This is a genomic window from Actinosynnema sp. NPDC002837, assembly GCF_040295345.1.
Taxonomy (GTDB): domain Bacteria; phylum Actinomycetota; class Actinomycetes; order Mycobacteriales; family Pseudonocardiaceae; genus Actinosynnema.
In genome coordinates this window covers 106,805-126,084 of the sequence record NZ_JBEOVG010000009.1, presented here as the reverse complement: position 1 = coordinate 126,084, position 19,280 = coordinate 106,805, and the positions used below count along the sequence as shown (strand labels likewise).

General features: G+C 72.0%; 15 protein-coding genes and 1 riboswitch. Of the genes, 6 read left to right on the top strand and 9 right to left on the bottom strand.

Features of this window, described 5'->3' with window-relative positions:
• The first annotated feature begins 20 nt into the window (after positions 1-20).
• The 4 genes from ABTZ99_RS09605 to pth all read left to right on the top strand — a co-directional run bounded on the left by ABTZ99_RS09605 (position 21) and on the right by pth (position 6,324).
• Positions 21-4,355, top strand: a complete 4,335-nt coding sequence (locus ABTZ99_RS09605) for a hypothetical protein (protein ID WP_499609964.1) — start codon at positions 21-23, stop codon at positions 4,353-4,355.
• Between the two features lie 233 nt (positions 4,356-4,588).
• The gene (locus tag ABTZ99_RS09600; RefSeq protein ID WP_498783284.1) at positions 4,589-5,194 is read left to right on the top strand and encodes a 50S ribosomal protein L25/general stress protein Ctc; all 606 of its coding nucleotides are present in this window, start codon (positions 4,589-4,591) and stop codon (positions 5,192-5,194) included.
• Entirely contained in the window at positions 5,157-5,765 is a 609-nt protein-coding gene (locus ABTZ99_RS09595; protein WP_498783286.1) for a DivIVA domain-containing protein, read from the top strand. The genes ABTZ99_RS09600 and ABTZ99_RS09595 overlap by 38 nt, the downstream gene beginning before the upstream one ends.
• A complete protein-coding gene (gene pth / locus ABTZ99_RS09590; protein ID WP_498783288.1) occupies positions 5,755-6,324 on the top strand; it encodes an aminoacyl-tRNA hydrolase in 570 nt (189 codons plus the stop codon). Before ABTZ99_RS09595 ends, pth begins: the two co-directional genes overlap by 11 nt.
• Before the next feature lie 40 nt (positions 6,325-6,364).
• Here the strand turns inward: pth and ABTZ99_RS09585 are convergent, their stop codons facing one another.
• Both ABTZ99_RS09585 and ABTZ99_RS09580 read right to left on the bottom strand, forming a co-directional pair.
• Complete coding sequence (locus ABTZ99_RS09585) at positions 6,365-7,159, bottom strand: DUF3626 domain-containing protein (RefSeq protein ID WP_498783290.1); 795 nt, start codon at positions 7,157-7,159, stop codon at positions 6,365-6,367.
• Positions 7,159-8,808 (bottom strand): fatty acyl-AMP ligase, encoded by a 1,650-nt coding sequence (locus ABTZ99_RS09580; protein WP_498783292.1) that lies wholly within the window; start codon positions 8,806-8,808, stop codon positions 7,159-7,161. The genes ABTZ99_RS09585 and ABTZ99_RS09580 overlap by 1 nt, the downstream gene beginning before the upstream one ends.
• Before the next feature lie 134 nt (positions 8,809-8,942).
• On the opposite strand from ABTZ99_RS09580, the gene ABTZ99_RS09575 reads away from it, so the two are divergent.
• Positions 8,943-10,181 (top strand): DivIVA domain-containing protein, encoded by a 1,239-nt coding sequence (locus tag ABTZ99_RS09575; RefSeq protein ID WP_499609958.1) that lies wholly within the window; start codon positions 8,943-8,945, stop codon positions 10,179-10,181.
• A 95-nt stretch (positions 10,182-10,276) separates the two neighbouring features.
• On the opposite strand, the gene ABTZ99_RS09570 is transcribed toward ABTZ99_RS09575, so the two are convergent.
• Entirely contained in the window at positions 10,277-12,046 is a 1,770-nt protein-coding gene (locus ABTZ99_RS09570; protein WP_498783295.1) for an ABC-F family ATP-binding cassette domain-containing protein, read from the bottom strand.
• A gap of 118 nt (positions 12,047-12,164) precedes the next feature.
• Here ABTZ99_RS09570 and ABTZ99_RS09565 point away from each other — a divergent pair, with 118 nt between their 5' ends.
• Entirely contained in the window at positions 12,165-12,539 is a 375-nt protein-coding gene (locus ABTZ99_RS09565; protein WP_499609955.1) for a PASTA domain-containing protein, read from the top strand.
• A 1-nt stretch (position 12,540) separates the two neighbouring features.
• Here the strand turns inward: ABTZ99_RS09565 and ABTZ99_RS09560 are convergent, their stop codons facing one another.
• The 6 genes from ABTZ99_RS09560 to ABTZ99_RS09535 all read right to left on the bottom strand — a co-directional run bounded on the left by ABTZ99_RS09560 (position 12,541) and on the right by ABTZ99_RS09535 (position 19,226).
• Positions 12,541-13,506: a 4-(cytidine 5'-diphospho)-2-C-methyl-D-erythritol kinase gene (locus ABTZ99_RS09560; protein ID WP_499609952.1), complete on the bottom strand. Its 966-nt coding sequence runs from the start codon at positions 13,504-13,506 to the stop codon at positions 12,541-12,543.
• Between the two features lie 489 nt (positions 13,507-13,995).
• Positions 13,996-14,802 (bottom strand): MetQ/NlpA family ABC transporter substrate-binding protein, encoded by an 807-nt coding sequence (locus ABTZ99_RS09555; RefSeq protein ID WP_498783301.1) that lies wholly within the window; start codon positions 14,800-14,802, stop codon positions 13,996-13,998.
• Positions 14,803-14,830: 28 nt separating this feature from the next.
• On the bottom strand, positions 14,831-15,514 hold the full coding sequence (locus ABTZ99_RS09550; RefSeq protein WP_498783303.1) for a methionine ABC transporter permease: 684 nt from the start codon (positions 15,512-15,514) through the stop codon (positions 14,831-14,833).
• Entirely contained in the window at positions 15,511-16,521 is a 1,011-nt protein-coding gene (locus tag ABTZ99_RS09545; protein ID WP_499609949.1) for a methionine ABC transporter ATP-binding protein, read from the bottom strand. Before ABTZ99_RS09545 ends, ABTZ99_RS09550 begins: the two co-directional genes overlap by 4 nt.
• Before the next feature lie 203 nt (positions 16,522-16,724).
• Positions 16,725-16,817: riboswitch (SAM riboswitch) on the bottom strand.
• Positions 16,818-16,903: 86 nt separating this feature from the next.
• A complete protein-coding gene (gene rsmA / locus ABTZ99_RS09540; RefSeq protein ID WP_499609946.1) occupies positions 16,904-17,782 on the bottom strand; it encodes a 16S rRNA (adenine(1518)-N(6)/adenine(1519)-N(6))-dimethyltransferase RsmA in 879 nt (292 codons plus the stop codon).
• 10 nt (positions 17,783-17,792) lie between these two features.
• The gene (locus ABTZ99_RS09535) at positions 17,793-19,226 is read right to left on the bottom strand and encodes a resuscitation-promoting factor (RefSeq protein WP_498783309.1); all 1,434 of its coding nucleotides are present in this window, start codon (positions 19,224-19,226) and stop codon (positions 17,793-17,795) included.
• Positions 19,227-19,280 lie beyond the last annotated feature (54 nt).

Sequence of the window (19,280 nt, the reverse complement as noted above, 5' to 3'; positions counted from 1 at the left end):
CCCTGCGGGATGATCCCCGGATGGCGCTCGAACGCGAAGGGCCCGGCACGCGCGACGTACCGGGCCCTTCGACGTCCAACTCGGTGTCGGGAACCGTGCACGGCCCGGTCGCACAGATCGGCGTCGTGCACGGCGACGTGAACCTGGTGACCGGCGCCCCGGTGAAGACCAGGTACCGGGAGCAGGTGCGGCGGATCGCGCCGCCGAAGTTGATCGGTCGTGAGGCCGAGCTGGCCGACCTGGCCTCGTTCAGCACGTCCTCTCCCACTCCCTACCGCTGGTGGCGTGCGCCGGCGTGGTCGGGCAAGTCGGCGCTGATGTCGACGTTCGTGCTGAGCCCACCGCCAGGCGTCCGCGTGGTGTCGTTCTTCATCACCGCCCGCCTGGCCGCCCAGAACGACCGCAACGCGTTCATCGACAACGTGTTGGAGCAGCTGGTCACGATCCTCGGGCAGGACCTGCCGCCGCTGCTGACCGAGTCGACCCGCGAGGCCCACCTGCTCGGCCTGCTGACCGAGGCCGCCGAGGCGTGCCGTGACCGCGGCGAGCACCTCGTGCTGCTGGTGGACGGCCTCGACGAGGACCGCGGCGTGACGACCGGCCCGGACGCCCACAGCATCGCGGCGCTGCTGCCGGTCGCCCCGCCGGCGGGCCTGCGGGTGGTCGTCGCCGGCCGCCCGAACCCGCCGATCCCGAGCGACGTCCCCGACCACCACCCGCTGCGCGACCCGGACGTCGTCCGGCCGCTGACCACGTCACCGGCCGCGCAGGCCGAACGCGCCGACATGGAACGCGAGCTCAAGCGCCTGCTGCACGGCTCGCCGACCGAGCAGGACCTGCTCGGCCTGCTCACCGCGGCGGGCGGCGGCCTCACCGCGGCCGACCTGGCGGAGCTGACGGGCTGGTCGGAGTGGGACGTGGACGACCACTTGCGGGCGGTGACGGGCCGCAGCTTCAGCAGGCGCAACGCCCACTACGCGCCGGACCGGTCACCGGACGTCTACCTCCTCGGCCACGAGGACCTGCACGTGAAAGCCATCGACATGCTCGGCCCCGGCCGCATGCGCGAGTACCGCGACCGCATCCACGACTGGGTCCGGACCTACCGCGACCGGCAGTGGCCCGCCGAGACACCGGAGTACCTGCTCCGGGGCTACTTCGCGATGCTGACCGCCGCCGGTGACCTGGACTCGATGATTCGGTGCTGCACAGACCCCAACCGGCACGACCGCATGCTGGAGCTGTCCGGTGGCGACGGTGCGGCGCTGGCCGAGCTCGCCGCCACGCAGCAGGTCGTGCTGTCCGCCGAGGAGCCGGACCTGGTCACGATGAGCAAGCTGGCCGTGCACCGCGACCACCTCACCGGCCGCAACAAGTGGCTTCCCCGCGACCTGCCCTCGCTCTGGGCAGGCATCGGTCACGTCGACCGGGCCGAGGCGCTCGCGACCTCGTTCAGCGAAGGCAACCAACGTGACCGCGCGTTGCGGACGACCGTCGAAGCGGTGATCCGACTCGGTGATCTGGACCGCGCCGTCGACCTGGCCTCGGCCATCAGTGGGATCGACTACTACGGTGACGCTTTGGAGTCGATCATCAAGGCGGCCGTGGAAGGTGGCGACCTCGATCAGGCCCGAACGCTGGTCGCACGGGCCGAAGGGACCTTCCGGCTGGTGAAGGACGCCTATCGGCAAGGCAGGGCGATGGCGGCTCTGTCCCGGTCGATGATCCGTCTCGGAGATCACCTCGGCGCCGAACGGCTGGCCGCGTCGATCGCGGACCGCCGGTTCCGCGGCGAAGCGCTCCGTGCCGTGGTCGAGTCCGAGCGGGGCGACCTGGCGCGGGCGACCGACCTGGCCCGCTCGATCGAGGACACCCGCAGCCGTGGTCAAGCTCTGCAAGCCGTGGTCGAGGTCGAGGTCGACGACCTCGATCGTGCGCAGGCCCTGGCGTTGTCGATCACCGACTCTGCGGCTCAAGGGCGGGTGCTGGACACGGTGGTCCGCCGCCTGGTCGAGCGTGGCGAACTCCAGCGTGCTTCAGCCGCGGCGCACCAGATCGTGGACACCGCGCGACGCGGCTACTCCCTGGTCCGCGTGGCCGGGGCGGTGTCCGGGCACGTCTTGGCCGGTCAGGTGTTCGACTTGGTCCTGTCGACCGCGCGGTCGACCACCGACGCCACCGCCCCGGGTCAGTCGCTCACCACCGCGGTGCGCGAGGTGATCCGCACCGATGACCCGGAAGAAGAGGCCGACTTCCTCACCCGCACGGGCAGCCTGGGCACCGAGGTGGCCGCCATGCACCAGGGCCGCGTGCTGCTCGCAGCGGTCTACGCGGCCATCACAGCCGGCGACCTCGACCGCGCCGACGCGCTGGCCGACAGCATCACCGAGGTTCGGCACCGCAGCCGGGCGTTGCACGCCCTGACTGAAGCGACGCTCGGCCTCGGGGCCGCCGACCGGGCCGCCGGGTACCTCGACCGGGTCGAGGCGCTCGTCGAGTTCACCGGTCACCCGATCCGCTACAGCCAGGCGTTGGCGTGGGCGCTGCGCGCGGCGATCGCCGCCGACGACCGGGATCGGGTCGAACGGCTCTTCGCGCGGGCCGAGACCGCCGCCCGCGCCCTGCCGGACGCGAGCGCACAGAGCTGGGCGCTGCACGCGGTGGTCCAGGCCGGGATCGCGGTCGGTGAGGTCGACCGGGTACGGCGCCTGGCCGGTTCGATCATCGACGCCGACTCCCGGGACCGAGCGTTCGTCCTGGTGACGCGGGCCCTGGTCGACAGCGACCTCGACCAGGCCGAGGCGCTCGCCGAGTCGATCTCGACACCCGGGTACCGGGGCTGGGCGCTCGCCGCCGTCATCAGGGCAGCGACCGGGCGCGGCGACGTGAAGACGGCGCGGCGGGCGCTTCACCAGGCCACCGCCGTCGCGCGACGCGCCGCCGACGCCACCCGTCAGAGCCGGGTGCTGGCCGCGTTGATCGACGAAGTGGTCCGAACCGGCGACATCGGGCAGGCCGAGGCCATGGCGGACTCCATCGCTGAGCCGGGCAGCCGCAGCAAAGTGCTGGCCACCCTGTCCACCGCCACGCGTCAAAACGATCCCGAACGCGCCGACGTGCTGCTCGACAAGGCCAAGGCCGCCGCGTTGGGCATCACGAACCTCTTCGGACGCGACGACGCGATTTCCGCTCTCGTCCGGCACCTCGGCGCGGCGGGTCGGGGCGCCGAAGCGGAAGCGCTCGCCTACTCGGTGATCGAGCCCATCTTCCGCAGCGGGGCACTCGGGCGAACATCGGACACGTACCGCCTGCGAACTCGACGACACGGTTCGGCGGAGCCGGAGCAGGACAACCAGACGGCCGCGTCACGGGTCCACGCTGCGGCGGCCGACGGCGACTTCGAACGCGCCGAGGAACTGGCCCTCTCCATCCCGGACCCGGACTACCGCAGCCACCTGCTGGAGTCGCTCGTGCGGGACGTGATCCTCGACGGTGACCTGGAGCGGGCGGCGGGCCTTGTCGCCCGAATCCCCCAGCCGGCACGTCAGCGGTTCGCGGTCGCCAACGTGGTCCGCGCGGCGATCGCCACCGGGGACCTCGACCGGGCGGCGGAACTCGTCGCCGGTTGGGAGGCCGACCACCGGGAGACAGCGGCCGAGTTGACCGTCGAGATCGCGATCGCGTCCGGCGACCTCGACCGGGCCGAGACGCTGGCCGGCTCCATCACCACGCGCTACTCCCGCGACGACATGACCGGCCGGGTGGCGGATGCCGCCATCAGAGCCGGTGACCTCGACCGGGCCGAGGCGATCGTCCTCTCGCTGATCGAGTCTGGGCGCTCCAGCCGGCAGATCACAAAGGTGATCACCGCGATGGTGGCCGCAGGCAACCTCGACCGGGCGGAGCTGTTGCTGGACCGTGCCGAGGCTGCGGCCCGTTCGGCGAGCGAGGCGCATGCCGAAGCGACAGCGCTCGTGGCGGTGACCGAAGCCGTCATAGCGTTCGGCGACCACGACCGGGCGCACCAACTCGCCTGGTCGATCGCGGATCCGTGGTGGCGTGGCGACGCACTCGCCGCCGTCGCCTCGGCGTTGCTCAAGTCGGGCGACCCGGACCGCGCGGGTGCCCTCGTCGACTCGATTACCACAGCCGACGAGCCGACCAGGGCGTTGCACCTGGTCGACGCCGTCGAACCAGGGCCAGGGCGACGCCTGCTGGCCCGCGTCCTCGCGTCCGAGGGACGGGTGTTGGACTGGACGTCGAGCATCCGCGCCCTCTGCCGGATGGTCCCGGAAGCGCTCCCGGCGATCCTGGGCGAACTCGCCGTCATCGAGCGGGCGAGTGGCCCGGCCTAGTGCCGGATCGGCGCGTTGGCAACCCCGATTAGGCCCCGTCCCGAGAGTCGGCCTACACTGGCCAGGTTGCCTCGGCGAGGGCGAGCATCACGCTCGGCGTGATCGACGCGGCGGTTGTGATGCCGCGCGTGTTCACCCTCCGCGCCGCCCGCCGCCGCAGGCCAACCCCCGCTTCGCCCCGCCCGACGTACCCGCCGACGTTTACCAGGCCAGACCGTTAGGAGAGCCCCACCGTGTCCGAGGTCCGTCTCGCCGCAGAGCAGCGCACCGAGTTCGGCAAGGGCGCCGCCCGCCGCACCCGCCGCGCCGGCAAGATCCCCGCGGTGCTCTACGGCCACGGTTCCGACCCGAAGCACCTGGCCCTGCCGGCGCTCGAGTTCGCCCGTGTTGTCCGCGAGCACGGTCACAACGCAGTTCTCACGCTGGACATCGAGTCCTCCACCGAGCTGGCGCTGACCAAGACCGTCACCACGCACCCCATCAAGAACTACATCGAGCACGTCGACCTGCTGCTCGTGCAGCGGGGCGAGAAGGTCACCGTCGAGGTGCCGATCGTCCTCACGGGCGACGCCGCCGCGGCGACCCTGCTCACGCAGGACCTCACCACCATCCAGGTGGAGGCCGACGCGCTCAACATCCCCGAGCAGGTCGAGTACTCCATCGCGGGCTTGGCCGCGGGCACCCAGGTGCACGCCTCCGACCTGGTCCTGCCGGCCGGCACCACGCTGGTGACCGACGGCGAGGCGATGGTCCTCGCGGTGAACGCCGCGCCGACCGCCGCCGAGCTGGACGGCGACACCGGTGAGGGCACCGAGCCCGAGGCCACCGAAGAAGGCTGAGCCCATCACGTCGGGCAACTCGAACGGCACGCCTCCCCCGCCGCACGGCTGGGGCGGCGTGCCGTTCCCGTTTCTGAGCCCGGCGCAGGTGCGCGCCACCCGGTTCCCCCGCAAGAGGGGCAAGGGCTACGACCCGGCGCAGGTCGACGCGTTCGTGCTGCGCATCGCCGACGCGCTGGCCGGACGCGTGCCGCTGCACCCCGACCAGGTGCGCACGATCGCGTTCACCGAGATCGCCGGCGGGTACGACCAGCGGACCGTGGACGACTTCCTGGCCGCGTGCGAGCACCAGCTCCGGTCCGGTCACGTGCCGCCGACCACGTTGCAGACCGGCGAGGCGGTGCTGGCGGTGAAGCTGCCGCGCGCGCCGAACGGCTACGATCGCGGCGAAGTCGACGCGTTCCTCGGCCGGGCCGCCGCGGCGCTGGACGGGCGGGGGCGGATGACCTCCAGCGAGGTGCGCCACACCAGGTTCACCACCACGTCCGGGCTGCGGCGGGGCTACCAGGTCCGCGCGGTGGACGCCCTGTTGGACGAGCTTGAGCAGGAGTTGCGGTTCCGTGGTCGATGACGTCGCCCTGGTCGTCGGGCTGGGCAACTCCGGCCCCAAGTACGAGGGCAACCGGCACAACGTCGGCTTCCTCGTGCTGGACGAGCTGGCCGCGCGCGTGGGCGGGAAGTTCAAGGCCCACAAGGGCGGCGCCGAGGTCCTCGAGGGCCGGTTGGCCGGCCGCCGGGTCGTGCTGGCGAAGCCGCGCGGCTACATGAACACCTCCGGCGGTCCGGTGGCGGGCACGGCGAACTTCTACAAGGCGCCGCCGTCGTCGATCATCGTCGTGCACGACGAGCTGGACCTGCCGTTCGGCGTGGTGCGGCTCAAGCTCGGCGGCGGCGAGAACGGGCACAACGGGCTGCGGTCGATCACGAAGTCGTTGGGCACCAAGGACTACCACCGGGTGCGGTTCGGGGTGGACCGGCCGCCGGGCCGGATGGACCCCGCCGACTACGTGCTGCGCGACTTCTCGCTGGTGGAGCGCAAGCAGCTGGCGCTGGAGCTGGACCGGGCGGCGGACGCCGTGGAGGCGCTGCTGGAGCTGGGGCTGGAAGCCGCCCAGAATAAATTCCACTGAGCACAAGTTCCACTGAGCACAAGTTCCGCCGGGAACGAGGTCAGGCGCGGCCGAAGCGGGCGAGCAGGTGCCAGACCTTCTTCAGGTCCTGCTGGTCGTAGCGGTCGCGGGCGTCGCCGATGACCTTCGGCGTCAGCACGCCGTCCACCGCGACCGCCACGCCCAACTCGACGTACTCGGGGCCCCGGAAGTCCGGGTGGCGGCGCAGTTCGTCCACGGGCAGCCGGAACCCGGTGTGCCACTCGACCGCGCACGGCAGGCGGTAGGCCGCCTCCTCCACCTCCGTGCCCCGGTAGCTCGGGTCGAGCACGAGCGCCTCCGCGTCGGCCTCCAGCGACACGGGACCGTGCACGTGGGCCTCGACGTAGTCGTCCAGCGGGTCGCGGCGGTCGGCCCGCGCGAGCTCGATCAACGCCATCCGGTCGGCCGTGCCGAACGTCTCCGGCTCCAGCACGCTGTCCGGGTAGCAGAACGTGGTCCGGTCCACCACGTCCCGGGTCAGCCGCAAGTGCGACGACCCGAACCGCGGTGACGCGCCGTACGGGCTGAGGCGGAAGTTCAGCCCGCCGTACACCGGCCTCTCGTGCGGCGACGCGTCGTCGTAGGCGCCGCCGAACATCCGGCTCTCCCACCGCCACCGGTCACCACCGGCGAACGCGGTCAGGCCGCCGTTGCCGGTGCCGGTGACGAACTGCGAGACGTAACGCCCCGTGTCCGCGAGGGCGGCGACCACTCGTTCGGGGTGGAAGTTGAGGGTGACGCGCAGGGCGCGGTCGAGCGGTGTGCCGGTCGACCGCGCCCTCACGTGCCTCAGAGCGCGCTCCGCCGGCGACATCACACGGTGGGCACCAGGCCCGCGGCGGCGGAACGGCGCAGCTTGCCGGACGGCGTCTTGGGCAGGCTGCCGGGCTTGAGCACGACCACCGAGAACGGCCGCAGCCCGACCGCGTCCACGACCCGCGCGCTGATCTCCTTGCTCAACGCCCGCACCGCGTCGTCCTCACCGGCCAGCTTCGACTCGACCACCACGGCGAACCGCTCCCGCCGCGTGCCCGCGTCCAGCCGCACGGCCACCGCGTTGCCCGCGCGCACGCCCTCCACGGCGGTCGCGGCGCGCTCGATGTCCGTGGGGTAGATGTTGCGCCCACCCATGATGATCACGTCCTTGCGCCGCCCGCAGACGACGACCTGGCCGTCCACCACGTACCCCTCGTCGCCGGTGTCCAGCCAGCCCTCGGCGTCCTGGGTGTCCCTCGGGCCGTCCACGGTGAGGTAGCCGGGCGTCACGGCCTCGCCGCGCACCCGCAGCTGACCGACCTCGCGCTCGCCGAGCAGCTTGCCCTGCTCGTCCACGACCTGCACCTCCAGGCCCGGCAGCGGCGGCCCGAGCAGCGGGAACGCCCGCGCGTTGGGGCTGTCCGGCGGCACCGGCACGGCGCGGTGGCCCGCCTCCAGCTCCTCCGGGTCGACCACGTCGACCGAGAGCCCGGTGAACACCGGCGCGAACGCCACGCCCAGCGTCGTCTCCGCCATGCCGTACGCGCACAGCACGCACTCGGGCCGCAGCCCGAACCGCGCGCCCTCGTCGGTGAACATCTTCACCGCGGCCGGGTCGATGGGCTCGGCGCCGTTGAGCGCGATCCGCAGCCTGGACAGGTCGAACGCGCCGTCGTCCACGCCCCGCATGCGGCGGGCGGCGATGGCGTAGGCGAAGTTCGGGGCGGCCGTGATGGTGCCCTGGTAGCGGCTGATCAGATCCGGCCACAGGGTGGGCCGGCCGAGGAAGTCGACCGGCGTGACCTTGACCAGGTCGATGCCGAACAGCATGGGCACGGTCAGGAAGCCGACCATCCCCATGTCGTGGAACAGCGGCAGCCAGGAGACCATCCGGTCGGTCTCCGGGTCGAGCTCGGCGGCGACCTCCATCGCCTTGGCGTTGGACCACAGGTTGCCGTGCGTGATGCGGACGGCCTTCGGGTCGGCCGTGGAGCCGCTGGTCAGCTGGAGCAGCGCGGGCAGGTCCTCGTCGACCTCGACGGGCGCGGCCAGCGGCTCGCCGTCCAGCTCGGCCAGCCTGCGGTAGGAGACGCCGTGCTCGTCCAGCACGCCCGACAGCGCGTCGAACGGCGCGCCGAGCAGCACCAGCTTCGCGCCGATCATGGTGAGCACGCGCAACGTGTCACCGGCCCACTCGGCGAGGTCGGTGCGCGCCGTCGGCTGGTGCAGCATGGTCGTGCTGCCGCCGGCCAGCCACACCGCCTGCACGGCGGGCGCGATCTCGGCCGGGTCGCCCGCCAGGACGGCGATGGACTCGCCGCGCGCGACCCCCTCCGCCACGAGCGCGCCGGCCATGCGGGTCGCCTGCTGGTGCACCTCCGCCCACGACCTGCGGACCGGAGCGTTCGGCTCCCCCGTGGTCATGCCCCGCGCCCGTCCTCCGGCGCCCGTAGCGGTTGCCACCATCGTGTCCACGAACCGGCTCATGCCCGTCAGGGTAGAGCGATCTTCCGGCGCATTGAGCCGATAGGGCGAAACATCGGGTGCGTCGTCCGGCGATACTCCCCGGTACACCACACGAAGGAGGTAATGGGGTGGCCGGGTTCGACGCTCGCCAGCACATGCCGGCACATCCGGCGCCGCTGTTGGGCGCGCGGGATCTGCGGCAGGTCGCCTTCCACCGCCCCCCGCCCGGTCAGCCCGGGTACGACGAGGGTCAGGTGGACGCCTTCCTGGACCGCATCGAGGCAACGCTGCTCGGTCGGGACGACGTGACCGAGCAGGACGTGCGCGAGGTGCGGTTCAGACCCTCGCGGCCCGGCTACTACGCGGCCGAGGTCGACGCGTTCATGGACCTGGCGGCCGAGACGCTCGGCTCGACGCCGCAGCGGCGCCAGGCCACCGCTCCCGCGCAGGGCGCGCACGCCACGTCGACCGGGATGCGCCCGGCGGCCCGGCTGACGCCGCAGGACGTGCGCGGCGTGCGGTTCCACAAGCCCAGACCGGGGAACCGGGGCTACCACGAGGGCGAGATCGACGCGTTCCTCGACCGGATCGAGAACACCCTGGCGGGTCGCGACCACCTGACCGCCCGGGAGGTGCAGGACTTCGAGTTCAGCTACGCCCCTCCAGGTCAGGTGGGGTACGACGAGGACGACGTGGACACGTTCCTCGACCTCGTCGTGGTGACCTTGGAGCGAATGCCCGCACCACTTTTCCCCGTACCTCCTTCTCCCCTCACCTCCCCCGCCGCCCTCGCGCCACCCTCCTCACCCCTGCCCCCTCCCGCGCCCCCGGTGCGACCCCGTCCCGGCCCCGGCACGCGCCCGTTGACCGCTCGTGACGTCCGCACCGCCGCCTTCGGCAAGCCGCCGCGCGGCCGGCGTGGTTACCAGGAGTCGCAGGTCGACAAGTTCCTCGACCGGATCGAGAACACCCTGCTCGGGCAGGACGACCTGACCGCGCGCGAGGTCCGCGAGGTCCGCTTCAGCCGGCCCATGTTCGGCCGGCGCGGGTACGACGAGACCGAGGTGGACGCGTTCCTGGCCCGGGTGGAGAAGCAGCTGGGCGAGGGACCGCCGCGCCCGAGCGCCATCCCGCCGATCACGTCGTGGAAGCAGCTGCGGTCGATCAAGATCCCGTTGGCGGGGCCGGCGCAGCGCGGGTACCGGACGTCCCAGGTGGACCGGGTGCTGGAGGAGGTCGGCATCGCGCTCGACGGCATGCTCGGCGCGTCGTCGGCGGAGGTGGCGACGACGAAGTTCGCCACCGCGTTGATCGCGGGTCAGGGCTACGACTGCGCTTACGTGGACGAGCTGATGCCGCTGCTCGTCACCGAGCTCCGCCGCCGCGGCCGCTGACCCTCGCGTGTCGAACGCTCAGGACCCCCGAGTTCGCCGTTCAGGGTGGTCCTGAGCGTTGAACTCGGGGGTCCTGGAGTTTCAGGACTCGCGGGTCAGGCTTCGGCGGACTCGGCGGCGGACAGCCACTGGGCTTCGACGTCCTCCGCCTCGGCCAGGACGGCCTTCAGCTCGGCGTCCAGGGCCAGCAGGCGTTCGGGGTCGGTGGCCGCCTCGGCCAGCGCCGCGTGCAGCTGGGTCTCCTTCTTCTGCAACGCCTCCAGCCGCCGTTCCAGGCGGGACAGCTCCTTGCGCGCCGCGCGCTGGTCCGCCGCCGACGACGGCGCGGACGCGGGCTTCGCGCTCGGCACGACGGCGGCTTCCTTCTGCTTGTCCCGCCGCCGCAGGTACTCCTCGATCCCGCCCGGCAGGTCGGTCAGCCCGCCGTCGCCGAACAGCGCCACCACCTGGTCGCACACCCGTTCCACCAGGTAGCGGTCGTGCGAGATCACCACCAGCGTGCCCGGCCACGAGTCCAGCAGGTCCTCGAGCTGCTGCAGCGTGTCGATGTCCAGGTCGTTGGTCGGCTCGTCGAGCAGCAGCACGTTCGGCTCGGCCATCAGCAGCCGGCACAGCTGCAACCGCCGCCGCTCACCGCCGGACAGGTCGCCCACCGGCGTCCACTGCTTCTGCGACGAGAACCCGAACCGCTCCGCCAGCTGCGACGCCGACATCTCCTGCTTGCCCAGCACGACCCGCCGCGCGACCTCCTCCACGGCCTCCAGCACCCGCATCGACCCGTCCAGGTCGTGCAGCTCCTGGCTGAGGTGCGCGAGCTTCACCGTCTGCCCCTGGACGCGCTTGCCGCCCTCCAGCTCGCGCTCACCGGCCAACGCCCGCAGCAACGTCGTCTTGCCCGACCCGTTCACCCCGACGATCCCGACCCGGTCGCCCGGCCCGATCCGCCACGTCAGGTCGCGCACCAGCACCCGGTCGGGCACGGTCAGCGTCGCGTCCTCCAGCTCCAGCACGGTGCGCCCGAGCCGCCGCTTGGCGAACGCGAGCAGCTCCACCGAGTCGCGCGGCGGCGGCACGTCGGAGATCAACGCCTCGGCGGCGTCGATGCGGTAGCGGGGCTTGGACGTGCGGGCGGGCGCGCCGCGGCGCAGCCACGCCAGCTCCTTGCGGGCCAGGTTGCGGCGCTTCTCCTCGATCGTGTCGGCCAGTCGGGCGCGTTCGGCGCGGGCGAAGATCCAGTCCGCGTAGCCGCCCTCGTACTGCTCGACCTTCCCGTTCACGACCTCCCACGTGCGGCTGCACACCGTGTCCAGGAACCACCGGTCGTGGGTCACCACGACGAGTGCCGTGCGCCGGGCCAGCAGGTGCTCCGCCAGCCACCGCACGCCCTCGACGTCGAGGTGGTTGGTCGGCTCGTCCAGCACGACCAGGTCGAGGTCCTGCACGAGGGCCGCCGCCAGCGCCACCCGCCGCCGCTCGCCACCGGACATCGTGGCGACCGGCGAGTCCAGCCCGAACCCGGTGATGCCGATCCCGTCGAGGATCGACCGCACGCGCGCGTCGGAGGCCCACTCGTGCTCGGAGTCGAACCCGAGCGGGTCGATCACGGCGTTGCGCACCGTCGACCCCTCGGGCAGCTCGGTGCGCTGCGTGACCACCGCCATCCGCAGCCCGCGGTTCTGGCTGACCCGTCCCTCGTCCGGCGGGGCGAGCCCGGCCAGCACCTCCAGCAGCGTCGTCTTGCCGCCGCCGTTGAGGCCGACGACCCCGATGCGGTCGCCTTCGCCGACGCCGAGGGACACGCCGTCGAGCAACGGACGCACGCCGAACGACTTGGAGACGTTCTCCAAGTTGACCAAGTTGGCCATGTACCAGCACCTTCATCGAGAACGGGGTGACAACGCAGTACGCCAGCCTAGCTATCGCGCCGGTGACGACGGCCCGCCCCGGCTCGACGCACCGGCCACGACCGAACCAGGGAGTCCGATGTCACAGCTCAGCAGGGTCGTCGGCGCGTTCGCCGTCCTGTCAGCCGCAGGATGCGGCACCGCGGCCACTCCACCTGCGACGACCACCACCACGACCTCGACCTCCACCGCGGTGACCGAGCCACCTCCGACCGTGACGCAGGCCGCGAGGATGTGCACGGTGCCGGACGTGGTCGGCATGGTCCACCAGACCGCCCAGGACACCATGCAGTCCGCCGGCCTGTACCGGCTGCGCGAGCAGGACGCGACCGGTCAGGGGCGCCTGCTGGTGGTGGACCGCAACTGGACCACCACCGCGCAGAGCGTCGCCGCCGGTCAGGTGGTCGACTGCGACACCGAGGTCACGCTGTCGGCGAAGAAGGCGGGCGAGTAGGTCACGCGTGCACTTCGGGCGGGATCGGCCGGGGCGCTTCCTCGGTGCCGATGACGCGCGCGCCGTGCACCGGCCCTTGCGCCACGCGCACCGTCCGGCAGACCCCCGCGCCCGCCAGCTCGGCCGCCACCCGCACCGCCGAGTCGCCGTCCGTGCAGAGGAACGCGCAGGTCGGGCCCGAGCCGGACACCATGCCGGCCAACGCGCCCGCGTTCACGCCCGCGCGCAGCGTGCGGCGCAGGTTGGGGCGCAGCGACACGGCGGCGGCCTGCAGGTCGTTGCCGAGCAGGAGCGCGAGCTGGCGCGGGTCGCCGGAGGACAGGCCTTCGAGCACGGCTTCCGCCTCGCCTACGCGGGGCGGGTCGCCGTCCGCGCGCAGCCGGTCCAGCTCGTCGAACACCTCGGGCGTGGACAGGCCCCGCCGGTCGAACGCCAGCACCCAGTGGAACGTGTGGCGGGACAGCACGGGCACGATCCGGTCGCCGCGGTCCGTGCCGAGGGCCGTGCCGCCGTAGATGGCGAACGGGACGTCCGCGCCGATCTTGCCCGCGAGGCCGGCCAGCTCGTCCCGGCTGATCTCCAGCCGCCACAGCGAGGCCAGCCCGACGAGCGTCGCCGCCGCGTCCGCGCTGCCGCCCGCCATGCCGCCGGCGACCGGGATGGACTTGCGGATGACGACGCGGACCTTCGGGTCGTCGGGGTCGCGGCCGACGTGCTCGGCCAGCACCCGCACCGCCCGCCACGCCAGGTTGGACGCGCCGGTGGGCACCGAGTCGGCGCCTTCGCCGTGCACCTCGACACCGGGTTCCTCGGCGATGGCGACGGTCACCTCGTCGGTCAGCGACAAGGCCTGGAAGATCGTCACCAGGTCGTGGTAGCCGTCCTCGCGGGAGTCGCCTACGGCCAGGTGCAGGTTGACCTTGGCCGGGACGCGGACGGTGACCGGGGGTGGGACGACAGCGAGCACGCCATGAAGCGTACGGGCGTTTCCGGGTTGCCCGCTCCTACCAACCTCTGACCTGCGACGGAACACTCGCCTCCCGCTCACGCACCGCGTGCCCACCAACTCCCCCTCACGCAGCCGCACGCCCACCCAACCGTCACGCACTCCCGCTCACACACCCGCTTGCCTACGCAAAGGAAGGGCTTCGTGTCATCCCGCCGACCTGGCGCAGCCCTACCGCACGTGTCAAGGGGGGCACCGTCCAGCGATACCCACGGCCTGAACCGATGCCGCCCCCCTTGACACGTGTGGTAGCCCTTCGGGAGGTCGGTGGGATGACACGAAACCCGGACCAACAACGGACCCGGCACAAAACCACCCACCGCCGTCATCCTGCTGATCTGCCCGTCCGGCGAGGACGCTCTTTTCGTCCTCCAGGACTCTCCGCCCGTCCGGCGAGGACGCTCTCCCGCCCTTCAGGACCCTCGGGTCATACAGCAGGACCCTCCGACGTCACACCGCGAGGACCGAGCCCGAGAACGTCTCCTTGATGTAGTCCTTGACCTGCTGCGACTGGAGCAGGGCGAGCAGGTCCTTCACGCGCGGGTCGTCCTTGAGGTCGGTTCGGGTGACCAGGCCGTTCGCGTTGGGGTTGCCCTCGGCCTTCTCCAGCGCCAGCGCGTCGGACGCGGGGTTCAGGCCGGCGTCGATGGCGTAGTTGCCGTTCACCACGGACGCGTCGGTGTCGTCCAGCGAACGCGGCAGCTGCGCGGCCTCCAGCTCGACGAACTCCAGCCCGCGCGGGTTCTCCGCGACGTCCCGGACGGTCGCCGTCTTCTCCGCGCCCGGCGTGATCTTGATCAGCCCGTTGTCCTGCAGCAGCTTCAGGCCGCGCGCCTCGTTGGTCGCGTCGTTCGCCACGGCCACGCGGGCGCCGGACGGCAGGTCGGCCAGCGACTTGTGCTTCTTCGAGTACACGCCGAGCGGCTCCAGGTGGACCGGCCCGATCCACTCGAGCGGCGCGCCGCTCTCCGCCTTGAACGTGTCCAGGTACGGCACGGTCTGGAAGTAGTTCGCGTCCAGCGACCCGTCCACCAGCGCCGTGTTCGGCTGCACGTAGTCGGTGAACTCGACGACCTCGATCTTCAGGCCCTTCGACGCGGCGAGGTTGTCCGCCACGTACCGCAGGACCTGGGCGTGCGGGACCGGGCTCACGCCGACCTTGAGCGGCGCGTTCGGGTCGGACGCGGCGCCGGTGTCGCCACTACCGCAGCCCACCGCGGTCAGCAGCACGGCCAGCAGGGCAGCACGAATACGCATTTCATTCCTTAGGTGAGGAGAAAAACGATCAGACGGACGCGGTGCGGCGGCGGTCGACGCCGCGGGCCACGCGGTTGGTGGTGAACTGGATCGCGGTGGCGATGACCGCCAGCACGACGACCGTGCTCCACAGGTAGCGGTCGTTGAACCGCTGGTAGCCCATGCGCACGGCGAGGTCGCCGAGCCCGCCGCCGCCGACCACGCCGGCCATCGCCGAGTAGCCCAGCAGCGCGATCGCGGTCACGCCGATGGCGTTGACCAGTGCGGGCAACGACTCGCGGAGCAGCACGCTGCGCACGATCCGCACCGTGGACGACCCGGTGGTGACGGCGGCCTCGACCACCGACACGTGCACCTCGGCCAGCACGTTCTGCACCAGCCTGCCGACGAACGGGATCGCGCCCACGGCGAGCGGCACGATGGCCGCCGTCGGTCCGATGGTGCTGCCGAGCAGCAGCCTGGTCAGCGAGGTGAGCACCACCAGCAGGACCAGGAACGGCATGGAGCGGCCCAGGTCCACGACGAACCCGAGCACCTTGTGCAGCACCGGCCGGGGCCTCAGCCCACCGGGTGCGGTGAGCTGAAGCCAGATGCCGACAGGTGCTCCGAGCAGAACGGCGATCAGGGTGGAGACGACCACCATGTACAACGTCTCGCCGGTGGCGACCAGCAGGTCGTCGAACACGATGGACCAGGGTGTTGCGGACCTCACGCAGCTACTCCCTGAGGACCCGACAGGGTCCGGCGCACCGAGCCGCCCGCTTCCGAGATCCACTCCAGCGCCGAGTCGGCGCGCTCGCCCTTCAGGCCGACCCGGAACCGGGCCACCGGGGTCTCGCCGAGCCTGGTCAGGCCGCCGCCGAGCAGGTTGAGCTCCACGCCGAACCGGCCGGTGGCCTCGGGCAGCAGCGCGCCCACGGCGGCGAAGCCGATCAGCACGACGTCCGCGACCCGGTCGAACGCGGACTCCGCCGCCGGGTTCTGGTCCACGGCGGGCAGCAGCGACGCGGCCGTGCGGCTCGCGGCGTCCGACACCAGGTCGAGCACCTTGCCGTGCTCCACCACGCGGCCGTCCTCCAGCACCGCGACGTCGTCGCAGATCTTCCGGACCACGCCCATGTCGTGCGTGACCACGAGGACCGTCACGCCGAGCTCGGCGCGCGCCCGGTCCAGCACGGCGAGCACCGAGCCGGTGGTCTCGGGGTCCAGCGCGGACGTCGGCTCGTCGGCCAGCAGCACGGACGGCGACGCGGCGAGCGCCCGCGCGACCGCGATCCGCTGGCGCTGGCCGCCGGAGAGCTGGTCGGGGTAGGAGCCCGCCTTGTCGGTCAGCCCCACCAGGTCCAGCAGCTCGGCGACGCGGGTGCGGCGCTGCGGCCCGGCCACGCCCGCGGCTTCCAGCGGCAGCGCGACGTTGCCCGCGGCGGTGCGCTGGCGCAGCAGGGAATCCCCTTGCGGCACCACGCCGATCTGCCGGCGGGCGGCGCGCAGCGCGGTGCCGTCGAGCGAGACGAGGTCGGTGCCGTCGACGCGGATCGCGCCGCTGTCGGGCCGCTCCAGGAGCGCGACGCACCGGGCCAGGGTGGACTTGCCCGCCCCGCTGGGGCCGACGACGCCGAGCACGGTGCCCGCGGCGACGTCCAGGTTCACGCCGTCCAGCGCGCGAACCTGCCCGGTACTCCCGGGGAAGGTCTTGGTGAGGTTCTCGACAGTGATCACGTTTTCGCTCCACGACGGCATGCGGCAGCGCACGCCCGGGGCGTGCGTGACCGACGGCTCAGCTCGGAAAGGTGTCCTGGGTGAAGGACGCGGGGATTCGAGGCGCCTGCGGCTGCTCAGCGGCTGCGACAGGCGGACGACGTGCGGCGACCGTGGTCGACCACCCGCCGGCGGGTGAGCATTCGCATCCTGGGCACGTGATTCCTCCATCGTTCCTGGCGGAAGCACCTGCCCCCGTGGAGGGGTGGTTGCTGCGGCGTCGTGGAGCCAGGTCTCTCGGCCGCTCGGGATGGCACCACGAGTAGACCCGACCGGGCCCGGCTGACGCAAGTCCGAACCAGGATCGTCCGGCAAATCACACTTTCGGCCGAAAGATCAACGACTAGCGGGCGGACGCGGCCTCGGCTATCCGGATGAAGTCGCCGACGGCCAGTTGTTCGCCGCGCGCCGAGGGGTCCACGCCCGCCTCGACGAGCAGCCGCTGCGCCTCGGCGGCCGAGCCTGCCCAGCCCGACAGCGCGCCGCGCAGCATCTTGCGGCGTTGCGCGAAGGCCGCGTCCACCAAGGCGAACAGCCGCTTCTGGTCCACAGTGGACAGCTGCTCGTGCCGGTCGAACGCGACCAGCGCCGAGTCCACGTTCGGCACGGGCCAGAACACCGAGCGCGGCACGGGACCGGCCCGGCGGGCGTCCGCGTACCAGGCGAGCTTCACGCTGGGCACGCCGTAGACCTTGCTGCCGGGACCGGCGGCCATCCGGTCGGCCACCTCCGACTGCACCATCACCAGGCCCGTGCGCAACGACGGCAGCACGGCCAGCAGGTGCAGCACCACGGGCACGGCCACGTTGTACGGCAGGTTCGCCACCAGGGCGGTCGGCGCGACCGGGAGCTGCTCCGGGGTGACGCGCATCGCGTCGGCGTGCACGACGGACAGCCGGTCGGCCAGCTCAGCGGCCCGCTCCGCCACCGTGACCGGCAGGCGGTCGGCCAGCACGCCGTCGATCTCCACGGCCACCAGCGCGCGACAGGAGGGCAGCAACGCCAACGTGAGCGAGCCCAGGCCGGGCCCGACCTCGAGCACCACGTCGTCCGGGCGCAGGTCGGCCGCCGCCACGATGCGCCGCACCGTGTTCGGGTCGTGCACGAAGTTCTGCCCCAGCTTCTTCGTGGGGCGGATGTCCAGTTCGGCGGCCAGCCGACGCACGTCGGCCGGCCCGAGGAGGTGGCTCCCCGAACCGGCCGACGTCGAGTCCTGTGTCACCGGCACATTGTTACGGCAAGCCGAGCTTCTGCTGGCAGTGGGGCCACGCCGAGTAGCCGCCGCGCGCGTCGCGGAGCTTGGTGGCGATGGCGATCTGCTGCTCGCGGGTCGCCTGGTGCGGGTACGCGGCGTACTGGCTGCCGCCGTAGGCGTCCCAGGTGCCCTTGTTGAACTGCAGGCCGCCGTAGTAGCCGTTGCCGGTGTTGATGGCCCAGTTGCCGGTCGCCTCGCACTGCGCCAACGCGTCCCACACCGCACCGTCGGGCGGGAGCTTGGTGCCGACCTTGACCTTCTTCGGCTTCGGCTCCTTGGTGACCTTCGCGCCCAGCTTCTCCCGGCCGACCTCCTGGCCGTTCTTGACCGTGACGCGGTAGGTGACGATCTGCTCGCCCGCCTCGCCCGGGTCCAGGACCTCTTTCTGGCCCTTCATCATCGTGTCGTCCTTGACCTCCTCGACGGGCGGCTGGATGGCCTCCGTCGCGTTGATCACCGACACGCCGGTGCGCGTGATGTGGACCTCGGCGCCGTTGGTGACGCGCAGGTCGACCGCCGTCTCGAGCTTGTCCTCGGGGCCGAGCGAGAGGTTCTCGTTCTTCAGCAGCTCGTCGACGGTCACGGCCGTGGTCTGAATCTGCCGGGGCGCGTTGCCGCCGTCGTAGAGCGTGATGGTCTTGAGGCTCTTGACCTCGAGCGACAGGCCGTCGAGGGGGACGTCCATGTTGCGGTCGTGGGAGAGCCAGGCGCCCTCGTCGTTCACCTGCAACTGGTCCAGCGCCTCGTCCACGGTGACCGAGCGGACCCAGCCCTCGCGCTGCTCGCCGTCGACCGTCATCTTCACCAGGCGGCCGCGGTCCAGCGAGATCTTCCCGCCGTCGCTCACCTTGGCCTGGGGTGACGGGCTCAGCGCGTCGTGCTCGCCGATCGCGATGCCCTCGTCGGCGAGGATCTCGCCGACGGTCGACTCGTACGTGCGGACGGTGGTGGCCTCGCCGTCGACGTCGACCGTGACGGACTTGTCCATCGCGATCGCGGTGGCGCCGCCGCCGGAGATGGTGACCAGCACGGTGAGGACCGCGGCCTTCAGGAAGCGCCGCTTCCACTTCCCCGCGGCTTCGACCAGTGCGGCGGGCGGGGCGCTCGGCCGCTCGGCGGCCAGGCTGCCCGCGACCCGGTCCTGGGAGACCTCGTCGGGGATGATGATCGGTGGCAGGAGCGTGGTCTCGGCGTTGATCAGCCGGATCAGCTCGTCGACGTCGACGTTCGCGCTCTCCAGCAGCGCGTCGGCGTCCGGTCCCAGCACTTCCAGCACGTCGTCCGGGGTGATGGTGAACACCGCGGTGTCCCATTCGGACGGCGGCCCGGGTCTGTCCAGGACGTCGACACCGGTCGCGGGTGTCGACTGCACGGGCGTAAACCAGTCGGTGTCCTCGTTGAACGAGTTCACGGGTTGCCATACCTCCTGAAGGCGCGAAGTCCGGCGACGCGCACGGTCGATGTC